This window comes from Streptomyces sp. NPDC001068 (genome assembly GCF_042897315.1).
Classification (GTDB): domain Bacteria; phylum Actinomycetota; class Actinomycetes; order Streptomycetales; family Streptomycetaceae; genus Streptomyces.
This window is the reverse complement of sequence record NZ_JBIAYD010000001.1, coordinates 795,290-817,875: the sequence shown is the minus strand read 5'-3', so window position 1 is coordinate 817,875 and position 22,586 is coordinate 795,290. Positions and strand designations below refer to the sequence as shown.

Genomic DNA, 22,586 nt, shown 5'->3' with positions numbered 1-22,586 from the left:
ACAGGGAAGGGGCACCCGTCCGTCATGGCCAAGCAGAACGTCGCCGAGCAGTTCGTCGACATCCTCGTCCGCGCCGGAGTCCGCCGCCTCTACGGCGTCGTCGGCGACAGCCTCAACCCGGTGGTCGACGCGGTCCGCCGCAACTCCGCCATCGACTGGATCCACGTCCGCCACGAGGAGACCGCCGCCTTCGCGGCCGGAGCGGAGGCCCAGGTCACCGGCAGGCTGGCGGCCTGCGCCGGCTCCTGCGGACCGGGCAACCTGCACCTCATCAACGGCCTGTACGACGCCCACCGTTCGATGGCACCGGTGCTCGCCCTCGCCTCGCAGATCCCCTCCAGCGAGATCGGTCTCGGCTACTTCCAGGAGACCCACCCCGACCGGCTCTTCCAGGAGTGCAGCCACTACAGCGAGCTGATCTCCAGCCCCAAGCAGATGCCCCGGCTGCTCCAGACCGCCATCCAGCACGCGGTCGGCCGCAGCGGGGTGAGTGTGGTGAGCCTGCCGGGCGACATCGCCGACGAGCCCGCGCCGGACCATCCGGTCGAGAACGCGATCGTCACCTCCCGGCCCACCGTCCGCCCCGGTGACGAGGAACTCGACAAGCTGGTCGCGATGATCGACGCGGCGGACAAGGTGACGCTGTTCTGCGGCAGCGGCACGGCCGGCGCGCACGCGGAGGTCATGGAACTCGCCGGGAAGATCAAGTCCCCGGTGGGACACGCCCTGCGCGGCAAGGAGCACATCCAGTACGACAACCCCTACGACGTGGGCATGAGCGGACTGCTCGGCTACGGCGCCGCCTACGAGGCCACCCACGAGTGCGACCTGCTGATCCTGCTCGGCACCGACTTCCCGTACAACGCCTTCCTCCCCGACGACGTGCAGATCGTCCAGGTCGACGTGCGCCCGGAGGTGCTGGGCCGCCGGTCCCGTCTCGACCTCGCCGTCTGGGGCGACGTGCGCGAGACCCTGCGCTGCCTGGTCCCGCGGGTGCGGGCCAAGGAGAACCGGCGGTTCCTCGACCGGATGCTCAAGAAGCACGCGGACGCGCTGGAGGGGGTGGTGAAGGCGTACACCCGCAAGGTGGAGAAGCACACCCCGATCCATCCCGAGTACGTGGCCTCCGTGCTCGACGAACTCGCCGACGAGGACGCGGTGTTCACGGTCGACACCGGTATGTGCAACGTCTGGGCGGCCCGGTACATCTCGCCCAACGGCCGCCGCCGGGTGATCGGTTCCTTCTCGCACGGCTCGATGGCCAACGCGCTGCCGATGGCCATCGGCGCCCAGTTCACCGACCGGCGGCGGCAGGTCGTGTCGATGTCAGGGGACGGCGGCTTCGCCATGCTGATGGGCGACTTCCTCACCCTCGTGCAGTACGACCTTCCGGTGAAGGTCGTCCTGTTCAACAACTCGGCGCTCAGCATGGTCGAGTTGGAGATGCTGGTCGCGGGGCTGCCCTCGTACGGCACCACCAACGTGAACCCCGACTTCGCCGCCGTCGCCCAGGCCTGCGGCGCCTACGGCGTGCGGGTCGAGAAACCCAAGCAGCTGGCCGGCGCGCTCAGGGACGCCTTCAAGCACAAGGGCCCGGCCCTGATCGACGTGGTCACCGACCCCAACGCGCTGTCCATCCCGCCGAAGATCAAGGCCGACATGGTCACCGGCTTCGCGCTCTCCGCGTCCAAGATGGTCCTCGACGGAGGCGTCGGCCGGATGGTCCAGTTGGCCCGCTCCAACCTGCGCAACGTGCCGAGGCCGTAGCGGACGCCGTCCGGCTCAGCCCTCGACCGGCACCCACCGGCGGACACCGTCCACGAAGCCGTACCAGTAGTGCGGCAGGCCCTTGATGGAACTGGTGCGGAACGGCCGGCCGTGGTCGTCGATCCGGAGCGTGCCGGAGCGGCCCTGCGAGGACCAGTCCAGCTCCAGGTACCAGCGGCAGTCGCAGCCCTCGGTGTGCGCCTGGACGCGGAGCACCTCCGGGTCGGTGGACGAGACCCGGTAGGGCAGCCGCATCGTGGAGACGGTCCGCCCGTCCGGGCCCTGGCCGGCCACCGGGCGGGCGAGCGGGCGGTCCTTGTCCAGGTCGACGTCGAAGTAGCGTGGGGTGAGCCCGCCGCCGCAGCCGTCCGCCATGGAGTAGGCGACGCCGGGCGCGGGCGTGGTCCGGCCGGCGACCCGCACCCGCAGGTCCTCCAGGACGACGGCCGTGGACGAGCGTCCCTGCACCGAGATCTGGACGATCGTGTCGTGGCCGTGCACCGCGTCCTGGGTGGCCGCCCAGGTGCCGGCGTCCTGCGGTACGGGCGGCGGCGGGACCTGGGCGGGCTGCTTGCCGATGACGTAGTCGTGGTCGCAGCCCAGTTCCCAGATCTGGGAATCGGCGGTCCAGGCGAGCGGGACGCCGGTGGGGGCGGGGGTGGTGTGCGTGCCCGGGGCGCCCGAGGCGGGGGCCTTGGTGCCGTCCGGCGCGGGGGAGGCCGAACGGCGGCCCGGCGAGGCGGAGACGTTCGGGGAATTGGCGGTGGAGGTGGAGGTGGAGGGAGAGGCGGGTCGGGGGTGGCGCGCGTCCCCGGCGGCGGTGGGGGAGGACGCGGCGGACCGGGCCGGGGCGCCGTTCGACGGCCGGTCGTCCGAGGGCGCGATCAGCGTGCCCAGGGTCACCAGCAGGACGAGGGCCACGGCCGAGCCGACCAGGGTGCGGCGCCGGCGGTACCAGGGGCGGGGCACGACGGCGGACACGGACTGTGGCACCGCGCCCGGTTCGCCGTCCGTACCGGCCTCGGTCTCGATTTCGGTCTCGGTCTCGGCCGAGATGCGATCCGGGGCCGACAGCTCCGCCGATTCAGTCGATTGAGCCGATTCCGCTGGTTCCACCGGTTCCACCGGTTCCGCCGGGCCCGGCTCCTCGGGGCTGGGGATCGCCGCCGCGCGTGGCCGCTGCCGGGCCGCCACCGCCCGTAACCAGCGTTCGTGGAGTTCGAGCCGTTCGTGCGGGCTCGCCCCGCAGAAGGCGGCCAGCCGTTCGACCGGTGCGAAGTCCAGCGGCACCGCCTCGCCCGCGCAGTACCGGTGCAGGGTGGAGGTGTTCATGTTCAGACGGCGGGCCAGCGAGCCGTAGCTCCGGTCCGTACGGTCCTTCAACCGCCGCAGCAGCGCCGCGAACTCCTCGACGTCCTCGCCCACGCGCACCCTCCCCCGTTCGCCCGTATCCCAGGCACTCATATACCTGCACGTCAACAGGGCTGGGATGGTTCCAGGGCGGCGGAACGGGCGGTGGTCGTTGCGATTGCCGCGAAGGACCGCCGATGCTTGTGGTGCCGCACCGACCAGGGCCGGACCGACCAGCCGGCGCCGTCGGCGGCATCCCACATCCACGCACCGATCCGACGGGGGACCACCCATGCCCAAGCGCACCCGAGCAGGCGCGCTCACCGTACTCGCAGGCGCCGCACTGGCCGTGGGCGGCACGCTCGCCGTCCCGGCGGCGGCCGCCCCGAAGCCTCCCGGCTTCCTCGCGGCGGCCGACCTGCCGCCGCACCCGAGTTCGTCCTGGACGGCCGGCAAGGTCACCGCGGGCGTGCCGGAGGCCGTGCAGCGGGACCTCTGCCTGGGCGTCGTCCTCGGCGGCGGTCAGAACACCTGGTACCGGGAGTTCCGGACCGATCTCGACACCCACGCCCGCCAGGTCAGCGTGGAACTGCCCAGTGCCGACGCGGCGAAGAGCCGGGTCAGGAAGCTGGACGAGGACATCGTGTCCTGCGCGGACCGCATCGAGATGGAGGACCCGGAGACCCGGGCCGCCTTCCAGGACCACGGCGACCTGCGTGTCGGGGACGGCGCCCACGTCTACGCCATCCGCACCGAGACCTCCTGGGGCGCCAGTGACATCCGGCTGCTCTCGCTCGGACGGGAGGGAAGCACCATGACGGTCGTGGACTGGGGGCAGTTGGGCGGCTTCCAGGACGCGCCGGTGAAGGCGTTCAAGAGGACGACCGTCACGGCCGTGCACAAGCTCCACTGAGGAACGGGGCCGTCCTCCCGCTCGGGGGAGGGGAGGACGGCCCCGGCACCGCCGCACACCCATCACCGATCATCACCGATCACCGCAGAAAACGGGGAATCAGACATGAGCACCAAGACCCGCACCGTCCTCACCGCCGGCGTCCTCGCCGTGGCCCTCGGGCTGGGCGTCACCGCCCAGGCCTCGGCCGGTGCTTCGCGCAGCGTCACCGGGGACCCGTCGGACAACCTCACCCGGGTCGCCGACTTCTACGGCGCCTACATCGACGCGGAGAGCGACCTGGACGGAAGCGGCGGCCTGCCCACCGCACTGCGCGCCTACTACATCGACCCGACCTACCTGAAGGCACTGAAGGCCTGGGAGAACCGGGAGCACGCCGACGGGGTGCTCCGGGCCCAGAACACCCCGCTCAAGTGGAAGGTCACCGGCAACGGCACGGCGAGGAACCACACCGAGGCCGTCGTCACCCTCACCTGGAGCCGGAACACGACCACGAAGCTGTACGTCGACATGAGCCGCGGCACCCACAAGATCATCCACATCGGCACCAAGGGTCTCGGGAACAAGTAGGCGGAACGGTAGGTTTCGGCCAGGTTCGGCGGTGCCGTGAACCGCGTGAAACAGCTTCGGCGGTCGTCCGAGGGGCTGTTTCACGCCGGGTCCGCGGCACCGTTGGCGCGTACGGGGCGGTCCGGGAGGCGACGTACGGGCCGGGACCGGTTCAGGACATGGCCGAACACCCGGCCGTCGGCGGCGTGACATGACTGGCGCGTGCCCGAACGGGCATGGATCCCCGTGAACGTGTTCGATCAGGAGGGGATCCGGCAACAGCGCGCGGGCGGGGGTCATGAACAGTCAGGCACGAGGGAGCGGTCCCGTGGCCATCGGGGCCTCCTCGGCTGGGACGGCGGGGGAAGACACCGACACGGCGGCACGGGAACACCCGTCACAGCTCAGGCGCCGACTGGGACGGTCGGATCTGCGGGCGGTGCCCGAGGCGCGCCGGGAGCTGCGGGAACTGCTACGGCACTGGGGGAAACCGGGCCGCTCGGAGATCGCGGAACTGCTCACCAGCGAACTGGTCACCAACGCTCTCGTCCACACCGACCACGAGGCCGTGCTGACGGCCGTCGTGGGACCCGGTCAACTGCGTGTGGAGGTCCGGGACTTCGTGGGCCGCCGGCCGCGCGTGTGCGCCCCGGACACCGGGGACGGCACCCACGGGCGGGGCATGGTGCTGGTCGACTCCCTCGCGGACGCCTGGGGAGTCCAGCCGCACGAGGTCGGCAAGTCGGTCTGGTTCGAACTGGACGCGGACGCCGCCTGAACGGCGTCCCCACGCAACGGGACGGGGGCGTGACCCCTGAGGTCACGCCCCCGTCCCGATGTGCCGTCCGGCGGCAGCCGGTCAGCCGAACTGCTGCTCCAGGTCCTTGAGCTTGCGCTCCAGGGAGTCGAGGCGCGGCAGCGCCATGGTGTCGTCCTCCGCGGTCAGGTCGACCGTGATCGGGTCAGACCCTTTGCGGACTGGCTGAAGGGAGGGCCGCTGGCGTACGGGCAGCTGCTCCGGCGCCGATATGGCAGGCTCCGCAGTGGGCTGGGAGGGCCCACGCTCGACCTGATGCACCTCGTCCTGCCGGCCGGGACGTCCGACGAAGCCCCGGTGGCCGCGGCTTATCGCCTTCAGCTGAGCCTTCTCCAGGCGGTTCTGCTCGCGGCGGCGCAGTCGGTTCTCCTCCTTCTGGCGCTTGTCGTCGCGCACCTCCTCGACCGCCTCGTCCAGGCTGCGCACGCCCTCCAGGAGCATCAGCGACCAGGCCCGGTACGTCTCGAGGGGGGCGCGCATCCAGCGCACTATGCGGATCTGCGGCAGCGGGCGCGGCACCAGACCCTGCTCACGCAGGGCGGCCCGGCGGGTCTGCTTCAGGGCGCGGTCGAAGAGGACGGCGGCCGAGAGCGACATGCCGGAGAAGAACTGCGGAGCGCCGTCGTGGCCGCCGCCCCTGGGCGCGTGCACCCAGTTGAACCAGGCGGACGCGCCCGCGAAGGTCCACACCAGTATCCGGGAGCCGAGCGCCGCGTCACCGTGGCTGGCCTCGCGCACCGCGAGGACGGAGCAGAACATCGCCGCGCCGTCCAGACCGAACGGCACCAGGTACTCCCAGCCGCCGGACAGGTTCAGGTTCTGCTGGCCGAAGCCGACCAGCCCGTGGAAGGAGAGCGCGGCGGCGACCGCCGCACAGCAGAACAGGAGTACATAGGAAGCGGTGGCGTATATGGCTTCCTTGCGCCTGCGCCGCTCTTCGCTGCGCTCCCACGAGTCGTCCTTCGCGTGCTCCCCGCCGGACCGCTTGGATCGCGTCAGCACCGCCACCGCGACCAGTATGCCCAGGAGCAGTACGGCGCCCGGAAGCAACCAGTTCAGCGATATGTCGGTCAGTCTCATCTGGGGTCCCTTGCATTGGGATAGGGCGTATCGCCCGCCATAGTGGCCCAATCCCGGCGGCCCTCAGGGGGTTTCGGGGCAAGAGACCGCCAACGAAGTGCAAGGGCTTGCCCCAGGGCGGCATTCTGCTCGAACTGCCGCGTGAGGGGCGGGAGTTGAGTTCGAGTAAGAGTACCCATACGGGTGGTTCCTCGGAAAGTTCCTGCGGCAAGTGAGGAAGTTGTGAATTCCCTGTAGGCGCACGGAGGATCCAGCCCTAGATGATCTTAGTGGACGCCGCGGGGTGCTCCGTACCCCGAGCTCCGCGCCCCGAGCTCCGTGCTCCTGAGGGGACCTCAGGCCGCAGCCTCCGCAACGGCCTTGGTGACCCGGCCGTCGTCGCGGGTGCGCGGGCAGGTGGCGCAGGTGTCCTCGGGGCGCAGCGTGTAGTACATGCAGCAGCTCGCCCGGTCCCTGGTCGGCTGCGACTCGCCCGCCGGCCCGGCCGGCATCCGGAAGGCGGCCGAGCCGACGTACGGCCTGGTGGCGCCCGGCAGCAGGCGTTCGAGCTCGCGTACGGCCCGCTCCTCGTCGCCGAGGAGTCCGGCGACGTACCAGAGCCCCTCGACGACCTCGTCCGTCGCCATGCCCCACAGGGCGCGCCCGCGCCGCCGCATCCGCGGCCCGAAGGCGCCGAGGACCGGTTCCAGGTGCTCGGCGACGGCCGCCCGCACCTCGGCCCGCAGCGCCTCCTCGTCGGCGACGACGGCCGCGCCGGGCAGTGCGGCCGCCGGGTCGTCGGGGAGGCAGGCGAAGGAGGAGACGCGCACCGCCATGCGGCCGGCCACCCGGTCGTAGGAGACGTCCGTCACGGGCAGCCGCGGGACCCGGCGGTCCAGGAACCAGGGGAGGGTGATCAGGAGGCAGGCGGCCCAGCCGTAGCGGTGCAGGCCGAAGCTGGCCACCACGTCGGGGCGCCCGGGCTGCCCGTAGTCCCGCAGGATCTGGTCCTCGTCCCAGGCCAGGAAGGTGTCCAGGCCGGTGCCGCCGTCCGCGAGCGCGGCGGCGCCGACCCAGTCGCCGCCCCGGGGCGCGTGCTCGCCCGGCTCCAGCACCGTGACCACCAGGTCCGGGCAGACCTCCGCGAGGCGGGCGTAGGCGGCGGAGACGGGGGAGGGCATGGGCTACCACCGATCTGGTGCGGGCCGACTGCTGGATAAGTAAGCCTTACCTTACCCATCCGTTCGGAAATTTGAACTATCGCCCCGGGCGCCTAAGGTGCTTGACGGACGAGTAACAACCCGCCGTTAATGACCCAAGCCCCGACGAGTCGGAGGAGGACCCGTGGACCATCGCGAGCACCCGGCTCCGGCCGCCACGGCCAGGGTGCCGGCGCAGACCCGGACCGGGGAGCCGGCCTGGGAGGCGGGCGCACACCCCGCCGGCACGCCGGCGGCACGCGGCGAGCACACGCACGGCGAGGGGCCCCTTCCGCAGCCCAGGGCCGCCGTGCAGCGGTCGTCGGTACGCGGGCAGATCCTGGACGCGTTGCGCACCGCGCTGGCGAGCGGGGAGCTGACGCCCGGCGAGGTGTACTCGGCGCCGGCGCTGGGAGAACGGTTCGGGGTCTCCGCGACTCCCGTGCGCGAGGCCATGCAGCAGCTGGCCCTGGAGGGCGCGGTCGAGGTCGTGCCCAACCGCGGGTTCCGGGTCGTGCGGCGCGGCGCGCGGGAACTGGCCGAACTGGCCGAGGTGCGGGCGCTGATCGAGGTGCCGGTGATGATGCGGCTGGCGCGCACCGTACCGGCCGAGCGGTGGGCCGCGTTGCGGCCGCTGGCCGAGGAGTCGGTGCGGGCGGCGGCACTGGGGTGCCGGGCGACGTACGCGGAGGCCGACCGGGCCTTCCACCGGGCGGTGCTGGCCCTCGCGGGCAACGAGCAACTGGTGCAGATCGCGGAGGACCTGCAGCGACGGGCGGTTCCGCTGCGGGGCGGCCGGGCCGACCTGATGGCGGACGCGGGTGAGCACGCGGCGCTGCTTGACGCGTTGGCGGCGGGCGAGCTGGACGCGGTGCGGAGGTTGGTGGCCGGGCATTTCGCCACCGCGGGTTGAGTGGCGGCGGGGTGCTTTCGCGGCGTCCCGCCGTGCGGGGTGGCGGCGCGTCGCCCGGGTGCGGGTGCGTCGTGGCCGATCGCGCAGTTCCCCGCGCCCCTTAAGGGGCGCTGACGGTCGCGCCTCTGAAGGGGCGGCGGGGAACTGCGCGACGAGCAGGCACCGGGCCGCGGACGCGTATCGCGTCGTCGCGGTCACCCGGATCTCGGATGCCGGGCTACGCGGTGGCCGCGCCCGGGGCCGGTGGGGTCAACTGGGCCGCCAGCCAGGTCGGGACGCCGCCCAGGAGGCGGAAGAGGCGGCCCGCCTCCTCCCGCAGCCGTGACGCCTCCGGCTCGGACTCCGTCTCCGCCAGGGACGCGAGCGCCGGAGCCGTGCCCACCAGATAGCCCAGCTCCTCCCTGATCCGCAGCGACTCCGCGAAGCCGTGCCGGGCCTCGGCCAACTCCCCGTCGCGCAGCGCCAGTCCGGCCAGATGGCGCCAGGTGAACGAGAGCAGCAGCGGGTCGGTGTGGGCCGTGGCGGCCGCGTGGGCCCGGCGGTAGGCCGCCCGCGCCGCCTGCGGGGAGCGGGTCAGGTTCTCCGCCAGCAGGCCCCGGCGGAAGTCCAGCAGGGCTCGTCCCGGCGCCCCCGGAGGGATCAGCGCCGCGGCCCTGCCGAGCGCGGCCCGCGCCTCGTCGGCCCGGTCCCGCACCCCGTGCAGGGTGGCCGCGTAGGCGAGTTGGCCGCGCTCGCACGCGGCGGCGCCCCGTTCCTCGTCGGTGCGGGCCACCGCCTCCGCCGTGCGCAGCGCGTCCTCCGCCTCGCCCCAGCCGCCCTCGGTGTAGAGACACCGCTCGACCATCAGCGCCGCCCGTTGCAGGGCGCACGCCGGCGTGTCCGTCGGCAGGAGTGCCGCCGCGTCGGCCCAGCAGGCCCGCGAGCGCAGCCGCCATACCGCGGTCTGGAGCGGATCGTCACCGGAGTTCGTTCCGTTCCCGGACACGGCGGAGTCCGCCACGTTGCCCTCCCCAGGGTCCTGCCCTTCGGCTCAGCCCGGGGTCGCGGGGCGGGGCGCGCACGGCCGCGGCGGCGCGCCGGTCGCCGACGCCCGGCGTCGACTCCCTCCGCCGCCGCGCGGCCGCACGCACCCCGCCCCGGTCATCGGCGTCGGAAGGCGACATGCCCCGACACCGACCTGATCCGAAGGGCAGGCCCAGCGCGCCGTCGAGCTGTGAAGTGGTGGCCGCATTCCAGCATTGATCGCCACGCCGGGCCAAGAGGGTGGGTGAATAATTTCACAAAGTCGTGGGACGGTGACCGCACTTGGCGGGAGCCGATCACGGACCCGGGTGACCTCAGCTCATCCGCAACGCCAAGAAGAAATCGAGCTTGTCCTCCAGCCGCGACAGGTCCCGGCCCGTCAACTGCTCGATCCTGCCCACGCGATAGCGCAGTGTGTTGACGTGCAGGTGGAGCCGGGTGGCGCAGCGGGTCCAGGAGCCGTCGCAGTCGAGGAACGCCTCCAGGGTCGGGATCAGCTCGGCGCGGTGCCGGCGGTCGTAGTCCCGCAGCGGATCCAGCAGGCGGGCGGTGAAGGCGCGGCGGACGTCGTCGGGGACGAAGGGGAGCAGCAGGACGTGCGAGGCCAGCTCCTGGTGGCCGGCCGCGCAGACCCGGCCGGGGCGGGCGGCGGCCACCCGGCGGGCGTGCCGGGCCTCCTCCAGGGCGCCGCGCAGTCCCTCCGCCGAGTGCACGGCCGCGCTGACGCCGAGGGTGACCCGGCCGTCCTCGTCCAGGCCCGCCGACAGCGGGCCGCGTACCGACTTCAGCAGGGCGTCGGCGTGCACGCCGGACTCCGAGCCGTCGTGCTCGGTGGAGACCGCGGGGAGCGGGACCAGCGCGATCGCCTCGTCGCCGGTGTGGGCGACGGCTATCCGGTCGGACGGCTCCGGTCCGGTGGCGAGCGGGTCGACCAGGATCTCCTCCAGCAGCGACTGCGCCACCGGGCCGCCCTCGACCTCGCCGCCGTCCCACTCGACGCGGGCCACCACCACCTGCCAGTGCGGGGCCGCGCCGAGGCCCGGCAGCAGGACGGGGGCTGCCACCCGCAGGCGCGCGGCGATCTCGGCCGGGGCCGCTCCGGTCTGGACCAGCTCCAGCACCTCCTGCGCGAGCCGGCGCCGTACCGTACGGGCCGCGTCGCGGCGGTCGCGCTCGACGGCGATCAGCTGGGTGACGCCCTGGAGCAGGTCGAGGCGTTCGTCCTGCCAGTCCCCGGCGTCCGCCTCGACGGCCAGCAGCCAGTCCGAGAGCACGCTCTCGCGCACGTCCCGGACGCCCTGCGCGGACCGTCCCGCGCCCGCCGGTGCCGGACGGTGCCCCGAGGAGCGGACCGGGAAGAGCGAGTACGTGGAGCCGTCCAGCAGGACCCGGTGCGGGCCCCTGCGGCCGGTGCGGACCGCGGCCAGGTGCTCGGCGGCCAGCCGGGCGCACGTGTCGGCCGGCAGCGCGGGCCCGGACACCTTGGAACCGGCGATCAGGCGGCCGGTGGGGGAGAGCACCCAGGCCCGCAGGTCGAGGTCCGAGCCGAGCAGGTCCAGGACCACGTCGGGGCCGCCGCCGGCCGGACCCGAGGTCATCATCCGGCGGTGCCGGTCCACGACGGCCGCGAGGTCCCCGGCCCGCTCGCCGCTGACCTGCCGTACGACGTGCTCGGTGATGGTCGCGAACGCCACCGACTCGTGCACCGCGAAGAGCGGGAGGCGGTGCCGGGCGCAGGCCGCCACCAGGTCGTCCGGGACGTCCCCGAGCTCGGCCTCACCGGCCGCCAGCGCGGCCACCCCGGCCTGCGCGAGCAGTCGTACGAACGGCTCGGTGTCCGCGGCGTCCCGGCGCCAGGCCAGGCCGGTCAGCACCAGCTCGCCGCCGGAGAGGTAGCGGCTGGGGTCACGCAGGTCGGTGGTCATCACCCCGCGCACCGCGCGGTCCAGCTCGTCCGCGCCGCCGAGCAGCCGCAGGCCCAGCGCGTCGGTGTCCAGCAGTGCGCGCAGCCGCATCTCGTCGCCGCCGTTCTGTGTCTCGAAATCTACGATGGATCTTGCAGTGTCGTGGAGGTGGCGTCCGGCGTGCGAGGTCACGGACCGCGATCACGAGGTGCCTGGGCGTTTCCATCGTTTCCACTGGAAAGCCAGGAGGTTACTGAGGACCTCCGTTCATACGAATCTACAAGATGCCTCTGTTGGCCAGCCAACTCCTTCATGGTTTCGGTGACTGACCCCACTGGAGTACGGGGCGGTGTACTGGCGTCATTCCGCGTTAACAGGACATGAACGAGCCGGGCCCGCCGCACACGGATTGGCTCAATCCGCACGACTCACGAGACTCACGAGACGGAGAAGAGAGCCGGTCATGGACTTCCTTCGCCCCGCCAGCTGGGAGGAGGCGCTCGCCGCCAAGGCCGAGCACCCCACCGCAGTGCCGATCGCGGGTGGTACCGATGTGATGGTCGAGATCAACTTCGACCACCGCCGGCCCGAGTACCTCCTCGACCTCAACCGCATCAGCGATCTCGGCGAATGGGAGGTCGGCGAGGAGAGCGTACGCCTCGGCGCCTCCGTGCCGTACACCCGGATCATGGAGAACCTGCGCGCCGAACTGCCGGGCCTGGCCCTCGCCTCGCACACCGTCGCCTCCCCGCAGATCCGCAACCGCGGCGGCGTCGGCGGCAACCTCGGCACCGCCTCCCCGGCCGGCGACGCCCACCCGGCGCTGCTCGCGGCCGGCGCCGAGGTGGAGGCCGAGTCGGTGCGCGGCACCCGGCTCATCCCCGTCGACGAGTTCTACACCGGCGTCAAGCGCAACGCCCTGGCGCCGGACGAGCTGATCCGCGCGGTGCACGTGAAGAAGGCCGACGGCCCGCAGCAGTACTCGAAGGTCGGCACGCGCAACGCCATGGTGATCGCGGTGTGCGCCTTCGGGCTCGCCCTGCACCCGGAGACCAGGACGGTCCGTACCGGCATCGGTTCCGCCGCCCCGACACCGGTGCGCGCCAAGACCGCCGAGGACTTCCTGAACGCGGCGCTCGACGAGGGCGGCTTCTGGGACAACGGGAAGATCGTCACCCCGTCGGTCGCCAAGCAGTTCGCGGACCTGTGCGCCGCCGCCTGCAACCCGATCGACGACGTCCGCGGCACCGCGAGCTACCGCCGCCACGCGGTCGGTGTGATGGCCCGCCGGACGCTCACCTGGACCTGGGAGTCGTACCGCGGCGCCCGCCGCCTCACGGAGGGAGCCGCGTAATGCGCGTCAACTTCACTGTCAACGGACGCCCCCAGGAAGCAGACGACGTCTGGGAGGGCGAGTCCCTGCTGTACGTCCTGCGGGAGCGCCTCGGCCTGCCCGGTTCCAAGAACGCCTGCGAGCAGGGCGAGTGCGGCTCCTGCACCGTCCGCCTGGACGGAGTCCCGGTCTGCTCCTGCCTGGTCGCGGCCGGTCAGGCGGAGGGCCGCGAGGTGGTCACCGTCGAGGGCCTCGCGGACTACGCCAAGGACCGCGCCGGCGGTACGACGCTCGACGAGGCGAAGCGCTGGCAAGCCCGGCCGGCCGCCGACTCCCGGACCGGCGAGGGCACCGAACTCTCGCCCATCCAGCAGGCGTTCATCGACGCGGGGGCCGTGCAGTGCGGCTTCTGCACGCCCGGTCTGCTGGTCGCCGCCGACGAGATGCTGGAGCACAACCCGAACCCCACCGACGCGGACATCCGCGAGGCGCTCTCGGGCAACCTGTGCCGCTGCACCGGCTACGAGAAGATCATGGACGCGGTCCGCCTCGCGGCCGCCCGGCAGGGAGAGGCGGTCTGAGCCACATGCCCACCATCGGCACTCCCACCAAGATCACCCAGGGTTCCCGGACCAGGGGCGGCGTCGGCGAGTCCACGCTCCGCCCGGACGGCACCCTCAAGGTCACCGGCGAGTTCGCGTACTCGTCCGACATGTGGCACGAGGACATGCTCTGGGGCCAGATCCTGCGCTCCACGGTCGCCCACGCCGAGATCGTCTCGATCGACACCGCCGAGGCGCTCGCCCAGCCCGGCGTCTACGCCGTAATGACCTACGACGACCTGCCCACCGAGGTGAAGAACTACGGCCTGGAGATCCAGGACACCCCGGTCCTCGCGCACGGCAGGGTCCGCCACCACGGCGAGCCGGTCGCGATCGTGGCCGCCGACCACCCGGAGACCGCCCGCCGCGCGGCCGCCAAGATCAAGGTCGAGTACCGCGAGCTGCCCGTCATCACCGACGAGGCCTCCGCGACCGCCCCGGACGCCGTCCACATCCACGAGAACCGCGACGATCACCACATCGGCCACGTCCCGCACCCGAACATCGTGCACCGGCAGCCGATCGTCCGCGGCGACGCCGACGAGGCCGCGAAGAGGGCCGACGTCATCGTCAAGGGCGAGTACTACTTCGGCATGCAGGACCAGGCCTTCCTCGGCCCCGAGTCCGGCCTCGCGGTGCCCGAGGAGGACGGCGGCGTCCACCTCTACATCGCCACCCAGTGGCTCCACTCCGACCTGCGCCAGATCGCCCCGGTCCTCGGCCTGCCCGAGGAGAAGGTGCGGATGACGCTGTCCGGCGTCGGCGGCGCGTTCGGCGGCCGCGAGGACCTGTCGATGCAGATCCACGCCTGCCTGCTGGCGCTGCGCACCGGTAAGCCGGTCAAGATCGTCTACAACAGGTTCGAGTCCTTCTTCGGGCACGTCCACCGCCATCCGGCCCGCCTCTACTACGAGCACGGCGCCACCCGCGAGGGCCGGCTGACGCACGTCAAGTGCCGGATCGTGCTCGACGGCGGCGCCTACGCCTCCGCCTCCCCGGCCGTCGTCGGCAACGCCTCCTCGCTCGGCATCGGCCCCTACGTCGTCGACGACGTCGAGGTCGAGGCCATCGCCCTGTACACCAACAACCCGCCCTGCGGCGCGATGCGCGGCTTCGGCGCGGTCCAGGCGTGCTTCGCCTACGAGGCGCAGATGGACAAGGTGGCCGGGCAACTCGGCATGGATCCGGTGGAGTTCAGGAAGCTGAACGCCATGGAGCAGGGCAGCCTGCTGCCCACCGGACAGCCGGTCGACTCGCCGGCCCCGGTCGCCGAACTCCTGCGCCGGGTCAAGGCGATGCCGCTGCCGCCCGAGCAGCAGTGGCTCTCGGCCGGCGAGGAGGCGGACGTACGGCAGCTGCCCGGCGGCCTGTCCAACACCACGCACGGCGAAGGCGTGGTCCGCGGGATCGGCTACGCGGTCGGCATCAAGAACGTCGGCTTCTCCGAGGGCTTCGACGACTACTCCACCGCCAAGGTCCGGATGGAGGTCGTCGGCGGGGAACCGGTCGCCACCGTGCACACCGCGATGGCGGAGGTCGGCCAGGGCGGGGTCACCGTCCACGCGCAGATCGCCCGGACCGAACTCGGCGTCGCCCAGGTCACCATCCACCCCGCCGACACCCAGGTGGGCAGCGCCGGTTCGACCTCGGCCTCGCGCCAGACGTACGTCACCGGCGGCGCCGTCAAGAACTCCTGCGAACTCGTCCGCGAGAAGGTGCTGGAGCTGGGGCGCCGCAGGTTCGGCACCTACCACCCGGCCTGGGCCACCGCCGAACTGCTCCTGGAGGGCGGCAAGGTGGTCACCGACGGCGGCGAGGTGCTCGCCGACCTGGCCGACGTGCTCGGCGACGACGTGGTCGAGATCGAGGCGGAGTGGCGGCACCGGCCGACCGTCCCCTTCGACCTGCGCACCGGCCAGGGCAACGGCCATGTCCAGTACAGCTTCGCCGCGCACCGCGCGGTCGTCGAGGTCGACACCGAGCTGGGCCTGGTCAAGGTGGTCGAACTGGCCTGCGCCCAGGACGTCGGCAAGGCGCTCAACCCGCTCTCGGTCGTCGGCCAGATCCAGGGCGGCACGACCCAGGGGCTGGGAGTCGCGGTGATGGAGGAGATCATCGTCGACCCGAAGACCGCGAAGGTCAGGAACCCGTCCTTCACCGACTACCTGATCCCGACCATCCTCGACACGCCGACCATCCCGGTCGACGTCCTCGAACTCGCCGACGACCACGCCCCCTACGGGCTCCGTGGCATCGGCGAAGCCCCGACCCTGTCGTCGACCCCGGCCGTCCTCGCGGCGATCCGGAACGCGACGGGCCTGGAGCTGAACCGCACACCGGTCCGACCGGAACACCTCACCGGCACCGGCCCCTCCGGGGTCTGAACCGCTGAGCCGTCCCGGGGGACTCCGGTCCCCCGGGACCCCTTCGAATGTTCGCCTCGGGCCGTCCCCCGGGTCGGGCACCTCCCCAAATCCCGCCCATCGCCACAGGCATGCGCGGGTGCCCCTTTGAACCTTGGGAGCAGGCCCATATGACCCAGCAGTCACTCGAGCCGGAGACCGTCGCCGACGACGCGGGCGCGGGAACCCGCGTCCCCGCCGGACGGTCCTGGCTCGACCGGTACTTCCACATATCCCGCAGAGGATCCACCGTCGCGCGAGAGGTCCGCGGCGGCGTCACCACCTTCATGGCGATGGCGTACATCCTCCTGCTCAACCCCCTGATCCTGTCCGGCAAGGACGTGGCGGGGGACGCCCTCGGCCAGAAGGCGCTGATCACCGCGACCGCGTTCGCGGCGGCCTTCACCACGCTGCTGATGGGCTTCGTCGGCAAGGTGCCGCTCGCGCTCGCCGCCGGCCTGTCCGTCTCCGGCGTGCTCTCCTCGCAGGTCGCCCCGCAGATGACCTGGCCGCAGGCGATGGGCATGTGCGTGCTGTACGGCGCGGTCATCATGCTCCTGGTCGTCACCGGCCTGCGCGAGATGATCATGAACGCGATACCGCTCGCCCTCAAACACGGCATCACCATGGGCATCGGCCTGTTCATCGCGCTCATCGGTCTCTACAAGTCCGGCTTCGTGCACCAGGGCAAGGCCACCCCGCTCAGCCTCGGCCCGGCGGGCGAACTCACCGGCTGGCCGGTGCTGCTCTTCGCCGGCACCCTGCTGCTGATCTTCATGCTGCAGGCCCGGAACGTCCCCGGTGCCATCCTGATCGGCATCGTCGGCGGCACCGTCGTGGCCGCCGTGCTCAACGGCCTCGGTGTCATCGACCCGAAGCAGTGGGCCAACGGCGCCCCCGAACTGCACGGCTCCGCCGTCTCCATGCCGGACTTCTCGCTCTTCGGGCACGTCGAGTTCGGCGGCTGGGGGCAGGTCGGTGCGATGACGGTCGCGATGATCGTCTTCACGCTGGTGCTCGCCGGGTTCTTCGACGCGATGGCCACCATCATCGGAGTCGGCACGGAAGCCGGGCTCGCCGACGACAAGGGCCGGATGCCGGGCCTGTCCAAGGCGCTGTTCATCGACGGAGCGGGCGGCGCGATCGGCGGCGTTGCCGGGGGCTCCGGGCAGACCGTGTTCATCGAGTCGGCGACCGGCGTCGGAGAGGGCGCCCGCACCGGACTCGCCTCCGTGGTCACCGGCCTGTTCTTCGCGGCCTGCCTGTTCTTCACCCCGCTCACCGCGATCGTCCCGCAGGAGGTCGCCTCGGCCGCCCTGGTGGTCATCGGCGCGATGATGCTGATGAACGCCCGCCACGTGGACTGGGCCGACCGGGCCACCGCCATCCCGGTGTTCCTGACGGTCGTCCTGATGCCGTTCACCTACACCATCACCACGGGTGTGGCCGCCGGTGTCATCTCCTACACCGCCATCAAGGCAGCTCAGGGGAGGGTCCGGGAGATCGGGGCATTCATGTGGGGCCTGACCGGGATCTTCCTGGTCTATTTCGCCCTCAATCCCATAGAGAGCTGGCTCGGCGTCCACTAGGCGCTCCGCTGGTTCAGCCGTGACGGGCCGGTGGTCGGGTGCCGGTCCGTCACGGCCGGTCGCGCAGTTCCTCCCCCAGCCTCCGGTCGGGGGGACCCCCAGCGCCCCTTATGGGACGCCTGTCCTCAACCTCGTCAAGGAGATCCGGACATGTTGGACATCGCCGAGGAGCTGAACCGGTGGGTCGCGGACGGCCGTGACTTCGCCGTGGCCACGGTGGTGGCGGTCGGCGGCAGCGCCCCGCGCCAGCCCGGCGCCGCCCTCGCGGTGGACTCCGACGGCACCGCCGTCGGCTCGGTCTCCGGCGGGTGCGTGGAGGGGGCCGTGTACGAGCTGTGCCGGCAGGCGCTGGAGGACGGCGAAACCGTCCTCGAGCGCTTCGGCTACAGCGACGAGGACGCCTTCGCCGTCGGCCTGACCTGCGGCGGCGTCATCGACATCCTCGTCACCCCGGTACGGGCGGCCGACCCCGCCCGGCCGGTGGTCGAGGCCGCGCTGGCCGCGGCCGTGCGCGGGGAGGCGGCGGCCGTCGCACGGATCGTCACCGGGCCCGCCGAACTCCTCGGCCGCGCCCTGCTGGTGACCGCCGACGGCACCCGGCGGGGCGGCTTCGGAGCCCACCCCGAACTCGACCGCACGGTGGCCGCGGAGGCGGTCGCCCAGCTGGACGCCGGCCGGACCGGCACGCTGGAGATCGGAGAGCAGGGCTCGCGCTGCGGAGCACCGCTCACGGTGCTGGTCGAGTCGTCCGTCCCCCCGCCCCGCATGATCGTCTTCGGCGCGATCGACTTCGCTTCCGCACTGGTCCGCGTCGGCAAGTTCCTCGGTCACCACGTGACGGTGTGCGACGCGCGGCCCGTCTTCGCCACGAAGGCCCGCTTCCCCGACGCGGACGAGATCCTCGTCGAGTGGCCGCACAAGTACCTGGAGCGGACTCGGGTGGACAGCCGTACCGTCCTGTGCGTCCTCACCCACGACGCCAAGTTCGACATCCCGCTGCTCCGGCTGGCCCTGCGCCTGCCGGTGGCGTACGTCGGCGCGATGGGCTCCCGCCGCACCCACCTGGACCGCAACCGGAGGCTGCGCGAGGCCGGCGTCACCGAACCGGAACTGTCCCGCCTCAGGTCCCCGATCGGCCTGGACCTCGGCGCCCGGACACCCGAGGAGACCGCGCTGTCCATCGCCGCCGAGATCGTCGCCGCCCGCCGCGGCGGCAGCGGCCTCTCCCTGACCGGAGCCCACACCCCGATCCACCACGAGCCGGCGGCGACACCGGTGCGACGGATCGGCTCGCCGGCCTGAGCCGTCGTTCGTGAATCACCTGGCCGAGGCCGGGCAGCGCGGTCCCCGCGTTCCCTTAGACTCCGCACGCACGGTGGCCCGTCCCGCTCGACAGCCGTCCAGGGATCGTCAGACGCGTGGGTCGTGCCGGGGAGCCAGCGCGGTCCGCGCCAGATCGCGGAGCCAGACGTGCGCGGGGTCGGTGTCATAACGCTGATGCCACGACAGGTACACCACGGCCGACGGCAGTTCGAGCGGCAGCGGCAGCAGGGCCAGACGGAGGGCCGCGGCCGCCGGACGCACCGTCGACTCGGGGGCCGTCACGACGAGGTCGGAGCCGCGCACGAACTCGAACGCGGCCCCCTCGGTGGGTACGGTCGCCACCACCCGCCGGGTGAGACCGAGCCGCGCGAGGGCGTCGTCCAGGGCGTTGCCGAGCCTTCCGCGCCGCGAGACGGTGACGTGCTCGGCCGCGGCGTACCGCGCGGCGGTGACACCCTTGACCCGGGTGAGCGGGTGCCCTCGCCGCACGACGACGACGTGCGGGGTCTCGGCCACCCGGTCGGCGCGGATGTCGGGTGCGGTCGGGAGGTTCGCGTTCGCCTCCAGGTCCACCTCGCCGCGCCGCAGCCCTGGGGTGTCGACGCTCGATTCCGCGATGAAGCGCAGACGCACGCCCGGCGCCTGCTCGCGGACGGCCGCGAGCAGGCCGGGGCCGGCGAGGGCGACGAGCGAGTCGTGCCAGCGGAGCGTGAAGGTGCGGTCGAGCGTCGTGAGGTCGAGTTCGCGGCTCGGCGCCAGCACGCCCCGCACCTGTTGGAGCAGCTCGTGCACCTGTTCCCGGACGGCGATCGCGTACGGGGTCGGGGTCATCGTGCGCCCGGTGCGCACCAGGATCTGATCCCCCGTCGTACGCCGGATCCGGCCGAGGCTCCGGCTCATCGCCGGGGCGGTGACGTGCAGGCGCTCGGCGGCTCCGGCCACGCTGCCCTCCTCCAGGAGCGCGTCGAGCGCGGCGAGCAGGTTCAAGTCCAATTGCATGGGAGTCATCCTAGGCGTGTTTTACATGCACTTGCAGTTAATGATGGGTCCTCCTACCTTCGAGATGCGGGCGCGAAAGAGACAACGGTTCTCGCCCGGTCCGCCTCATCACCCCCTGCACAGACGGGAGCACTGCCGTGCCCGAGTCGACTCAGCCCACCGGAACCGCCGTGACCGCCGACTTCGCGTCCGACGCCGACCTGCTCGCGCAGACCGCGACCGCCGTGCGCGCGGCCGGCGCGGTGCTCCGGGAGCGGTTCGGTGACGTCGTCCGCTACCAGACGCGTGAAGAGCTGATGCGCGCCCTCGCGGCCAACGACGACGCGGCCCTCGACGTCCTGCGCCCCCGCCTCGCCCGCCTGCGCCCGGGCGCCCGCCTGGTGGAGGACGAACTCGCGGGCGGGGCCCTGCCGTCCGGAGAGTGGTGGGTCCTGGACCCGGCCGAAGGCAACGTCAACCACCTGCACGCCCTGCCGGAGTGGGCCGTGACCGCCACTCTCGTGCGCGACAACCAGCCGGTGCTGACCGCGGTTCACCTGCCGTTGACCGGCGAGACCTACACCGCGCTCGCCGGCGGCGGAGCCCACCTCGACGGCCGCCCGCTGCAGGTGTCCCGGACCGCGGACCTCGGCCTGGGCATCGTGGCCACGAGCCAGGCCAGGCCGGACGAGGACGAGAAGGTCGTGCGCCGCGTCGGCTCCTCGATCACCGCGATGCTCTTCGACGCGCTCGTGGTACGGACGTCCGTGCCCGCCACCCTGCACCTGCTGAACGTGGCCGCCGGCCGGATCGACGCCTTCTGGCAGTTCGCCGGGGCCCGCGCTGACCTGCTTCCCGGGGCGCTGCTCGTCACCGAGGCCGGCGGGCGGATATCCGACGCCGAGGGCCGCCCCTGGACCCCGCAGAGCGAGAGTTTCCTGGCCGCCGGGCCCGGCGTGCACGCGCAGGCCGTCAGCACGCTCTCCCGCTGACCGCCACGAGAACCACGACCACCGGAAGGACCACACCAGCATGACCATGATCGCCGTACTCGGAAACGGCCGTGTCGGCGGCAGCCTCGCCTCTGCCCTCACCCGGGCCGGGCACGAGGTGACCGTGGCGGACCGCTCACCGGGCTCCGCCGTCGAAGCCGCCAGGACAGCGCGGATCGTCATCAACGCCACTCCCGGCGCGGGCTCGTTGGAGCGGCTCGGCGCGCTGCGCGAGGAACTGCGGGGCAAGATCCTCGTGGACGTCTCCAACGCCACCGTCGACGGACCGGACGGACTGCCGGCCGGGCTGCTGCACCCCGGCTCGAGCCTCGCGGAGAAGCTTCAGGAAGCTCTCCCCGGCACGCGCGTCGTCAAGACCCTCAACACGATGCTGTACACGGTGATGACCGCGCCCGCCACGCTGGCCAGGACACCGACCGTGTTCCTCTCCGGCGAGGACCCGGAGGCCAAGCAGGTCGTACGCGGGCTGCTCGCCGACCTCGGCTGGCAGCAGGAATGGATCACGGACCTCGGCGGGATCGAGAGCGCACGGGCCACCGAGGCCGCGGTCCTGTTCGTACCGCACGTGATCCGCTCCAGCGGATTCGCGCCCTTCGCGATCTCGGTCGCCCGCTGAAGGCCCGCCGCGACTCCTCCCGAGGCTGACCGAGACTGACCCAAGGACGCGGTGGCGGGCCGGAGTCGGTGGTGAGGGGGGCTCCCCGCCGGACGCGCCCGGGCCTCGGAGCCCCGGCCCCGGGAGGCTAGGCTGTGGCGGCCGCGTACGGCGGCTCCGGACACACGATGGTGTCGGCCCGACGGGAACGAGGCTCTCGAAGATGGGGATTTGGCCGGCGCGGCTGTTCACGAGGAGACGGCCCCCGCCGCCGGTGCGGGTCGAGTACTCGCCGGAGGAACGTGTGGTGCTGCTCGTCGGAATCCTCGACGATCCCGCGGCGCGCGAGGACGAGAAGTACGACGCGGCGATGGACCTCGAGGAATTCTCCGGCCCGCTCGTCGAATCGTGCCTGATCCGGATCGTTCGCGCGGAGGACTTCACCAGCGTGCTGGCGCAGCTGTGCGCCGAGTCCCTCGCCGGTATCTGGGCCAGGACCGGCCGTGTCGACCCCGCCTTCATGGCGGAGTTGCGGGGTCCGGCGAAGAACGAGGTCTTCAGCATCCTCCGCGACCGCGCTCCGCACCTGCTGCCCCCGGACGCCCGCGAGAGTATCTCCGGCGACCGAGGCCCCGACGGGTAGGGGCGGCGCCCCCGGATCGCCGGCCCCCGTCACCCCCCGAGCGCTGCCGTGGAGAGCGCGACGAGGGCGCCCGCCAGGCTGAGGCCGGGGCCCAGCCACTCCGGGAGCCCGATCGTGGTGTGTTTCTCGAAGCCGTGTCCGGCCCTCGGCGCGGCGGCGGCGCGGCGCCGCAGCAACTCCCGTGCGACGGCGTCCCGTTTGCGCCTGCCGGTCAGCGGGGCGGCGCCGATCGCGGCCACCGGCAGACGGCCGTACCCGGACACGACAAGGGAGAGGGCGCTCCTGCCCTCCGCTTCGGTGATCAGGTGGTACGGGACGAGGTAGCGCGTGAACATGTTGTTCACCCGAAGGCGGTCCGGCCCGAACGAGACGTAGGGGTTCAGGTAGACCCGCCAGATCACGTACACGATGGACGGCACGGGAGCCGCCGGGATCAGCCGCGTCGTCCATGAACCGGTCACGGGCTCGTCCTGCAGCGCCACTTGCAGGGCCAGCAGCCCGGCGATCGACACGAGGGCCCACATCACTCTCGGGGTTCTTCTGATCCTTACCACCGAGCGGGCCCTTTCGCGATCTTCAGGATGTTTCCGTCCCGCCCCGTGACCGGGGCGGGA

At 72.3% G+C, this 22,586-nt stretch carries 20 protein-coding genes; 13 read left to right on the top strand and 7 right to left on the bottom strand.

Translation table 11 applies throughout. The annotated features are described in order from the left end of the window. Window positions 1-24 precede the first annotated feature (24 nt). Window positions 25-1,767 (top strand): pyruvate dehydrogenase, encoded by a 1,743-nt coding sequence (locus tag ACFY3I_RS03575; RefSeq protein WP_390859150.1) that lies wholly within the window; start codon window positions 25-27, stop codon window positions 1,765-1,767. A gap of 15 nt (window positions 1,768-1,782) precedes the next feature. On the opposite strand, the gene ACFY3I_RS03570 is transcribed toward ACFY3I_RS03575, so the two are convergent. Further along, on the bottom strand, window positions 1,783-3,231 hold the full coding sequence (locus tag ACFY3I_RS03570; RefSeq protein WP_390859149.1) for a helix-turn-helix domain-containing protein: 1,449 nt from the start codon (window positions 3,229-3,231) through the stop codon (window positions 1,783-1,785). Window positions 3,232-3,409: 178 nt separating this feature from the next. On the opposite strand from ACFY3I_RS03570, the gene ACFY3I_RS03565 reads away from it, so the two are divergent. From ACFY3I_RS03565 to ACFY3I_RS03555, 3 genes are all read left to right on the top strand, one after another. Further along, complete coding sequence (locus ACFY3I_RS03565) at window positions 3,410-4,030, top strand: hypothetical protein (RefSeq protein ID WP_390859148.1); 621 nt, start codon at window positions 3,410-3,412, stop codon at window positions 4,028-4,030. A gap of 105 nt (window positions 4,031-4,135) precedes the next feature. Then, the gene (locus ACFY3I_RS03560; RefSeq protein ID WP_390859147.1) at window positions 4,136-4,600 is read left to right on the top strand and encodes a hypothetical protein; all 465 of its coding nucleotides are present in this window, start codon (window positions 4,136-4,138) and stop codon (window positions 4,598-4,600) included. A gap of 307 nt (window positions 4,601-4,907) precedes the next feature. After that, window positions 4,908-5,357 carry an ATP-binding protein gene (locus ACFY3I_RS03555; RefSeq protein ID WP_390859146.1) on the top strand — a complete coding sequence of 150 codons (450 nt, stop codon included), beginning with the start codon at window positions 4,908-4,910 and terminating at the stop codon, window positions 5,355-5,357. 81 nt (window positions 5,358-5,438) lie between these two features. Here ACFY3I_RS03555 and ACFY3I_RS03550 read toward each other — a convergent pair whose 3' ends face one another. Both ACFY3I_RS03550 and ACFY3I_RS03545 read right to left on the bottom strand, forming a co-directional pair. Then, window positions 5,439-6,476 carry a DUF2637 domain-containing protein gene (locus ACFY3I_RS03550; protein ID WP_365291885.1) on the bottom strand — a complete coding sequence of 346 codons (1,038 nt, stop codon included), beginning with the start codon at window positions 6,474-6,476 and terminating at the stop codon, window positions 5,439-5,441. Window positions 6,477-6,811: 335 nt separating this feature from the next. Further along, window positions 6,812-7,636: a (2Fe-2S)-binding protein gene (locus tag ACFY3I_RS03545; RefSeq protein WP_390859145.1), complete on the bottom strand. Its 825-nt coding sequence runs from the start codon at window positions 7,634-7,636 to the stop codon at window positions 6,812-6,814. 163 nt (window positions 7,637-7,799) lie between these two features. Between ACFY3I_RS03545 and ACFY3I_RS03540 the strand changes: the two genes are divergently transcribed. Next, window positions 7,800-8,567 carry a GntR family transcriptional regulator gene (locus tag ACFY3I_RS03540; RefSeq protein WP_390859144.1) on the top strand — a complete coding sequence of 256 codons (768 nt, stop codon included), beginning with the start codon at window positions 7,800-7,802 and terminating at the stop codon, window positions 8,565-8,567. Window positions 8,568-8,784: 217 nt separating this feature from the next. Here the strand turns inward: ACFY3I_RS03540 and ACFY3I_RS03535 are convergent, their stop codons facing one another. Continuing rightward, a complete protein-coding gene (locus ACFY3I_RS03535; protein WP_390859143.1) occupies window positions 8,785-9,567 on the bottom strand; it encodes a hypothetical protein in 783 nt (260 codons plus the stop codon). Between the two features lie 337 nt (window positions 9,568-9,904). Next, the gene (locus ACFY3I_RS03530) at window positions 9,905-11,605 is read right to left on the bottom strand and encodes a PucR family transcriptional regulator (RefSeq protein ID WP_390859424.1); all 1,701 of its coding nucleotides are present in this window, start codon (window positions 11,603-11,605) and stop codon (window positions 9,905-9,907) included. Window positions 11,606-11,957: 352 nt separating this feature from the next. Here ACFY3I_RS03530 and ACFY3I_RS03525 point away from each other — a divergent pair, with 352 nt between their 5' ends. The 5 genes from ACFY3I_RS03525 to ACFY3I_RS03505 all read left to right on the top strand — a co-directional run bounded on the left by ACFY3I_RS03525 (window position 11,958) and on the right by ACFY3I_RS03505 (window position 18,722). Beyond that, window positions 11,958-12,848, top strand: coding sequence for an FAD binding domain-containing protein (locus tag ACFY3I_RS03525; protein WP_390859142.1), 891 nt, complete (start codon window positions 11,958-11,960; stop codon window positions 12,846-12,848). After that, on the top strand, window positions 12,848-13,408 hold the full coding sequence (locus ACFY3I_RS03520) for a (2Fe-2S)-binding protein (RefSeq protein WP_390859141.1): 561 nt from the start codon (window positions 12,848-12,850) through the stop codon (window positions 13,406-13,408). The genes ACFY3I_RS03525 and ACFY3I_RS03520 overlap by 1 nt, the downstream gene beginning before the upstream one ends. Window positions 13,409-13,413: 5 nt before the next feature. After that, on the top strand, window positions 13,414-15,813 hold the full coding sequence (locus ACFY3I_RS03515) for a xanthine dehydrogenase family protein molybdopterin-binding subunit (RefSeq protein WP_390859140.1): 2,400 nt from the start codon (window positions 13,414-13,416) through the stop codon (window positions 15,811-15,813). Window positions 15,814-15,962: 149 nt separating this feature from the next. Continuing rightward, window positions 15,963-17,420, top strand: a complete 1,458-nt coding sequence (locus ACFY3I_RS03510; RefSeq protein WP_390859139.1) for an NCS2 family permease — start codon at window positions 15,963-15,965, stop codon at window positions 17,418-17,420. A gap of 150 nt (window positions 17,421-17,570) precedes the next feature. Then, the gene (locus tag ACFY3I_RS03505; protein ID WP_390859138.1) at window positions 17,571-18,722 is read left to right on the top strand and encodes an XdhC family protein; all 1,152 of its coding nucleotides are present in this window, start codon (window positions 17,571-17,573) and stop codon (window positions 18,720-18,722) included. Between the two features lie 108 nt (window positions 18,723-18,830). Here the strand turns inward: ACFY3I_RS03505 and ACFY3I_RS03500 are convergent, their stop codons facing one another. Continuing rightward, window positions 18,831-19,742, bottom strand: a complete 912-nt coding sequence (locus tag ACFY3I_RS03500) for a LysR family transcriptional regulator (RefSeq protein ID WP_390859137.1) — start codon at window positions 19,740-19,742, stop codon at window positions 18,831-18,833. A 137-nt stretch (window positions 19,743-19,879) separates the two neighbouring features. Here ACFY3I_RS03500 and ACFY3I_RS03495 point away from each other — a divergent pair, with 137 nt between their 5' ends. From ACFY3I_RS03495 to ACFY3I_RS03485, 3 genes are all read left to right on the top strand, one after another. Continuing rightward, window positions 19,880-20,713, top strand: a complete 834-nt coding sequence (locus ACFY3I_RS03495; protein WP_390859136.1) for an inositol monophosphatase family protein — start codon at window positions 19,880-19,882, stop codon at window positions 20,711-20,713. Window positions 20,714-20,753: 40 nt separating this feature from the next. Further along, window positions 20,754-21,350 carry an NADPH-dependent F420 reductase gene (locus ACFY3I_RS03490; RefSeq protein ID WP_390859135.1) on the top strand — a complete coding sequence of 199 codons (597 nt, stop codon included), beginning with the start codon at window positions 20,754-20,756 and terminating at the stop codon, window positions 21,348-21,350. A gap of 202 nt (window positions 21,351-21,552) precedes the next feature. Next, window positions 21,553-21,972 carry a hypothetical protein gene (locus ACFY3I_RS03485; RefSeq protein WP_390859134.1) on the top strand — a complete coding sequence of 140 codons (420 nt, stop codon included), beginning with the start codon at window positions 21,553-21,555 and terminating at the stop codon, window positions 21,970-21,972. A 29-nt stretch (window positions 21,973-22,001) separates the two neighbouring features. On the opposite strand, the gene ACFY3I_RS03480 is transcribed toward ACFY3I_RS03485, so the two are convergent. Beyond that, window positions 22,002-22,496, bottom strand: a complete 495-nt coding sequence (locus ACFY3I_RS03480; RefSeq protein WP_390859133.1) for a hypothetical protein — start codon at window positions 22,494-22,496, stop codon at window positions 22,002-22,004. Window positions 22,497-22,586 lie beyond the last annotated feature (90 nt).

Coding starts and splice junctions, on each gene's coding strand:
- ACFY3I_RS03575 (WP_390859150.1), top strand. CDS start 25: ATGGCCAAGCAGAACGTCGCCGAGCAGTTCGTCGACATCCTCGTCCGC.
- ACFY3I_RS03570 (WP_390859149.1), bottom strand. CDS start 3,231: ATGAGTGCCTGGGATACGGGCGAACGGGGGAGGGTGCGCGTGGGCGAG.
- ACFY3I_RS03550 (WP_365291885.1), bottom strand. CDS start 6,476: ATGAGACTGACCGACATATCGCTGAACTGGTTGCTTCCGGGCGCCGTA.
- ACFY3I_RS03510 (WP_390859139.1), top strand. CDS start 15,963: ATGACCCAGCAGTCACTCGAGCCGGAGACCGTCGCCGACGACGCGGGC.
- ACFY3I_RS03565 (WP_390859148.1), top strand. CDS start 3,410: ATGCCCAAGCGCACCCGAGCAGGCGCGCTCACCGTACTCGCAGGCGCC.
- ACFY3I_RS03485 (WP_390859134.1), top strand. CDS start 21,553: ATGGGGATTTGGCCGGCGCGGCTGTTCACGAGGAGACGGCCCCCGCCG.
- ACFY3I_RS03500 (WP_390859137.1), bottom strand. CDS start 19,742: ATGCAATTGGACTTGAACCTGCTCGCCGCGCTCGACGCGCTCCTGGAG.
- ACFY3I_RS03515 (WP_390859140.1), top strand. CDS start 13,414: ATGCCCACCATCGGCACTCCCACCAAGATCACCCAGGGTTCCCGGACC.
- ACFY3I_RS03530 (WP_390859424.1), bottom strand. CDS start 11,605: ATGCGGCTGCGCGCACTGCTGGACACCGACGCGCTGGGCCTGCGGCTG.
- ACFY3I_RS03490 (WP_390859135.1), top strand. CDS start 20,754: ATGACCATGATCGCCGTACTCGGAAACGGCCGTGTCGGCGGCAGCCTC.
- ACFY3I_RS03545 (WP_390859145.1), bottom strand. CDS start 7,636: ATGCCCTCCCCCGTCTCCGCCGCCTACGCCCGCCTCGCGGAGGTCTGC.
- ACFY3I_RS03525 (WP_390859142.1), top strand. CDS start 11,958: ATGGACTTCCTTCGCCCCGCCAGCTGGGAGGAGGCGCTCGCCGCCAAG.
- ACFY3I_RS03520 (WP_390859141.1), top strand. CDS start 12,848: ATGCGCGTCAACTTCACTGTCAACGGACGCCCCCAGGAAGCAGACGAC.
- ACFY3I_RS03560 (WP_390859147.1), top strand. CDS start 4,136: ATGAGCACCAAGACCCGCACCGTCCTCACCGCCGGCGTCCTCGCCGTG.
- ACFY3I_RS03480 (WP_390859133.1), bottom strand. CDS start 22,496: ATGTGGGCCCTCGTGTCGATCGCCGGGCTGCTGGCCCTGCAAGTGGCG.
- ACFY3I_RS03505 (WP_390859138.1), top strand. CDS start 17,571: ATGTTGGACATCGCCGAGGAGCTGAACCGGTGGGTCGCGGACGGCCGT.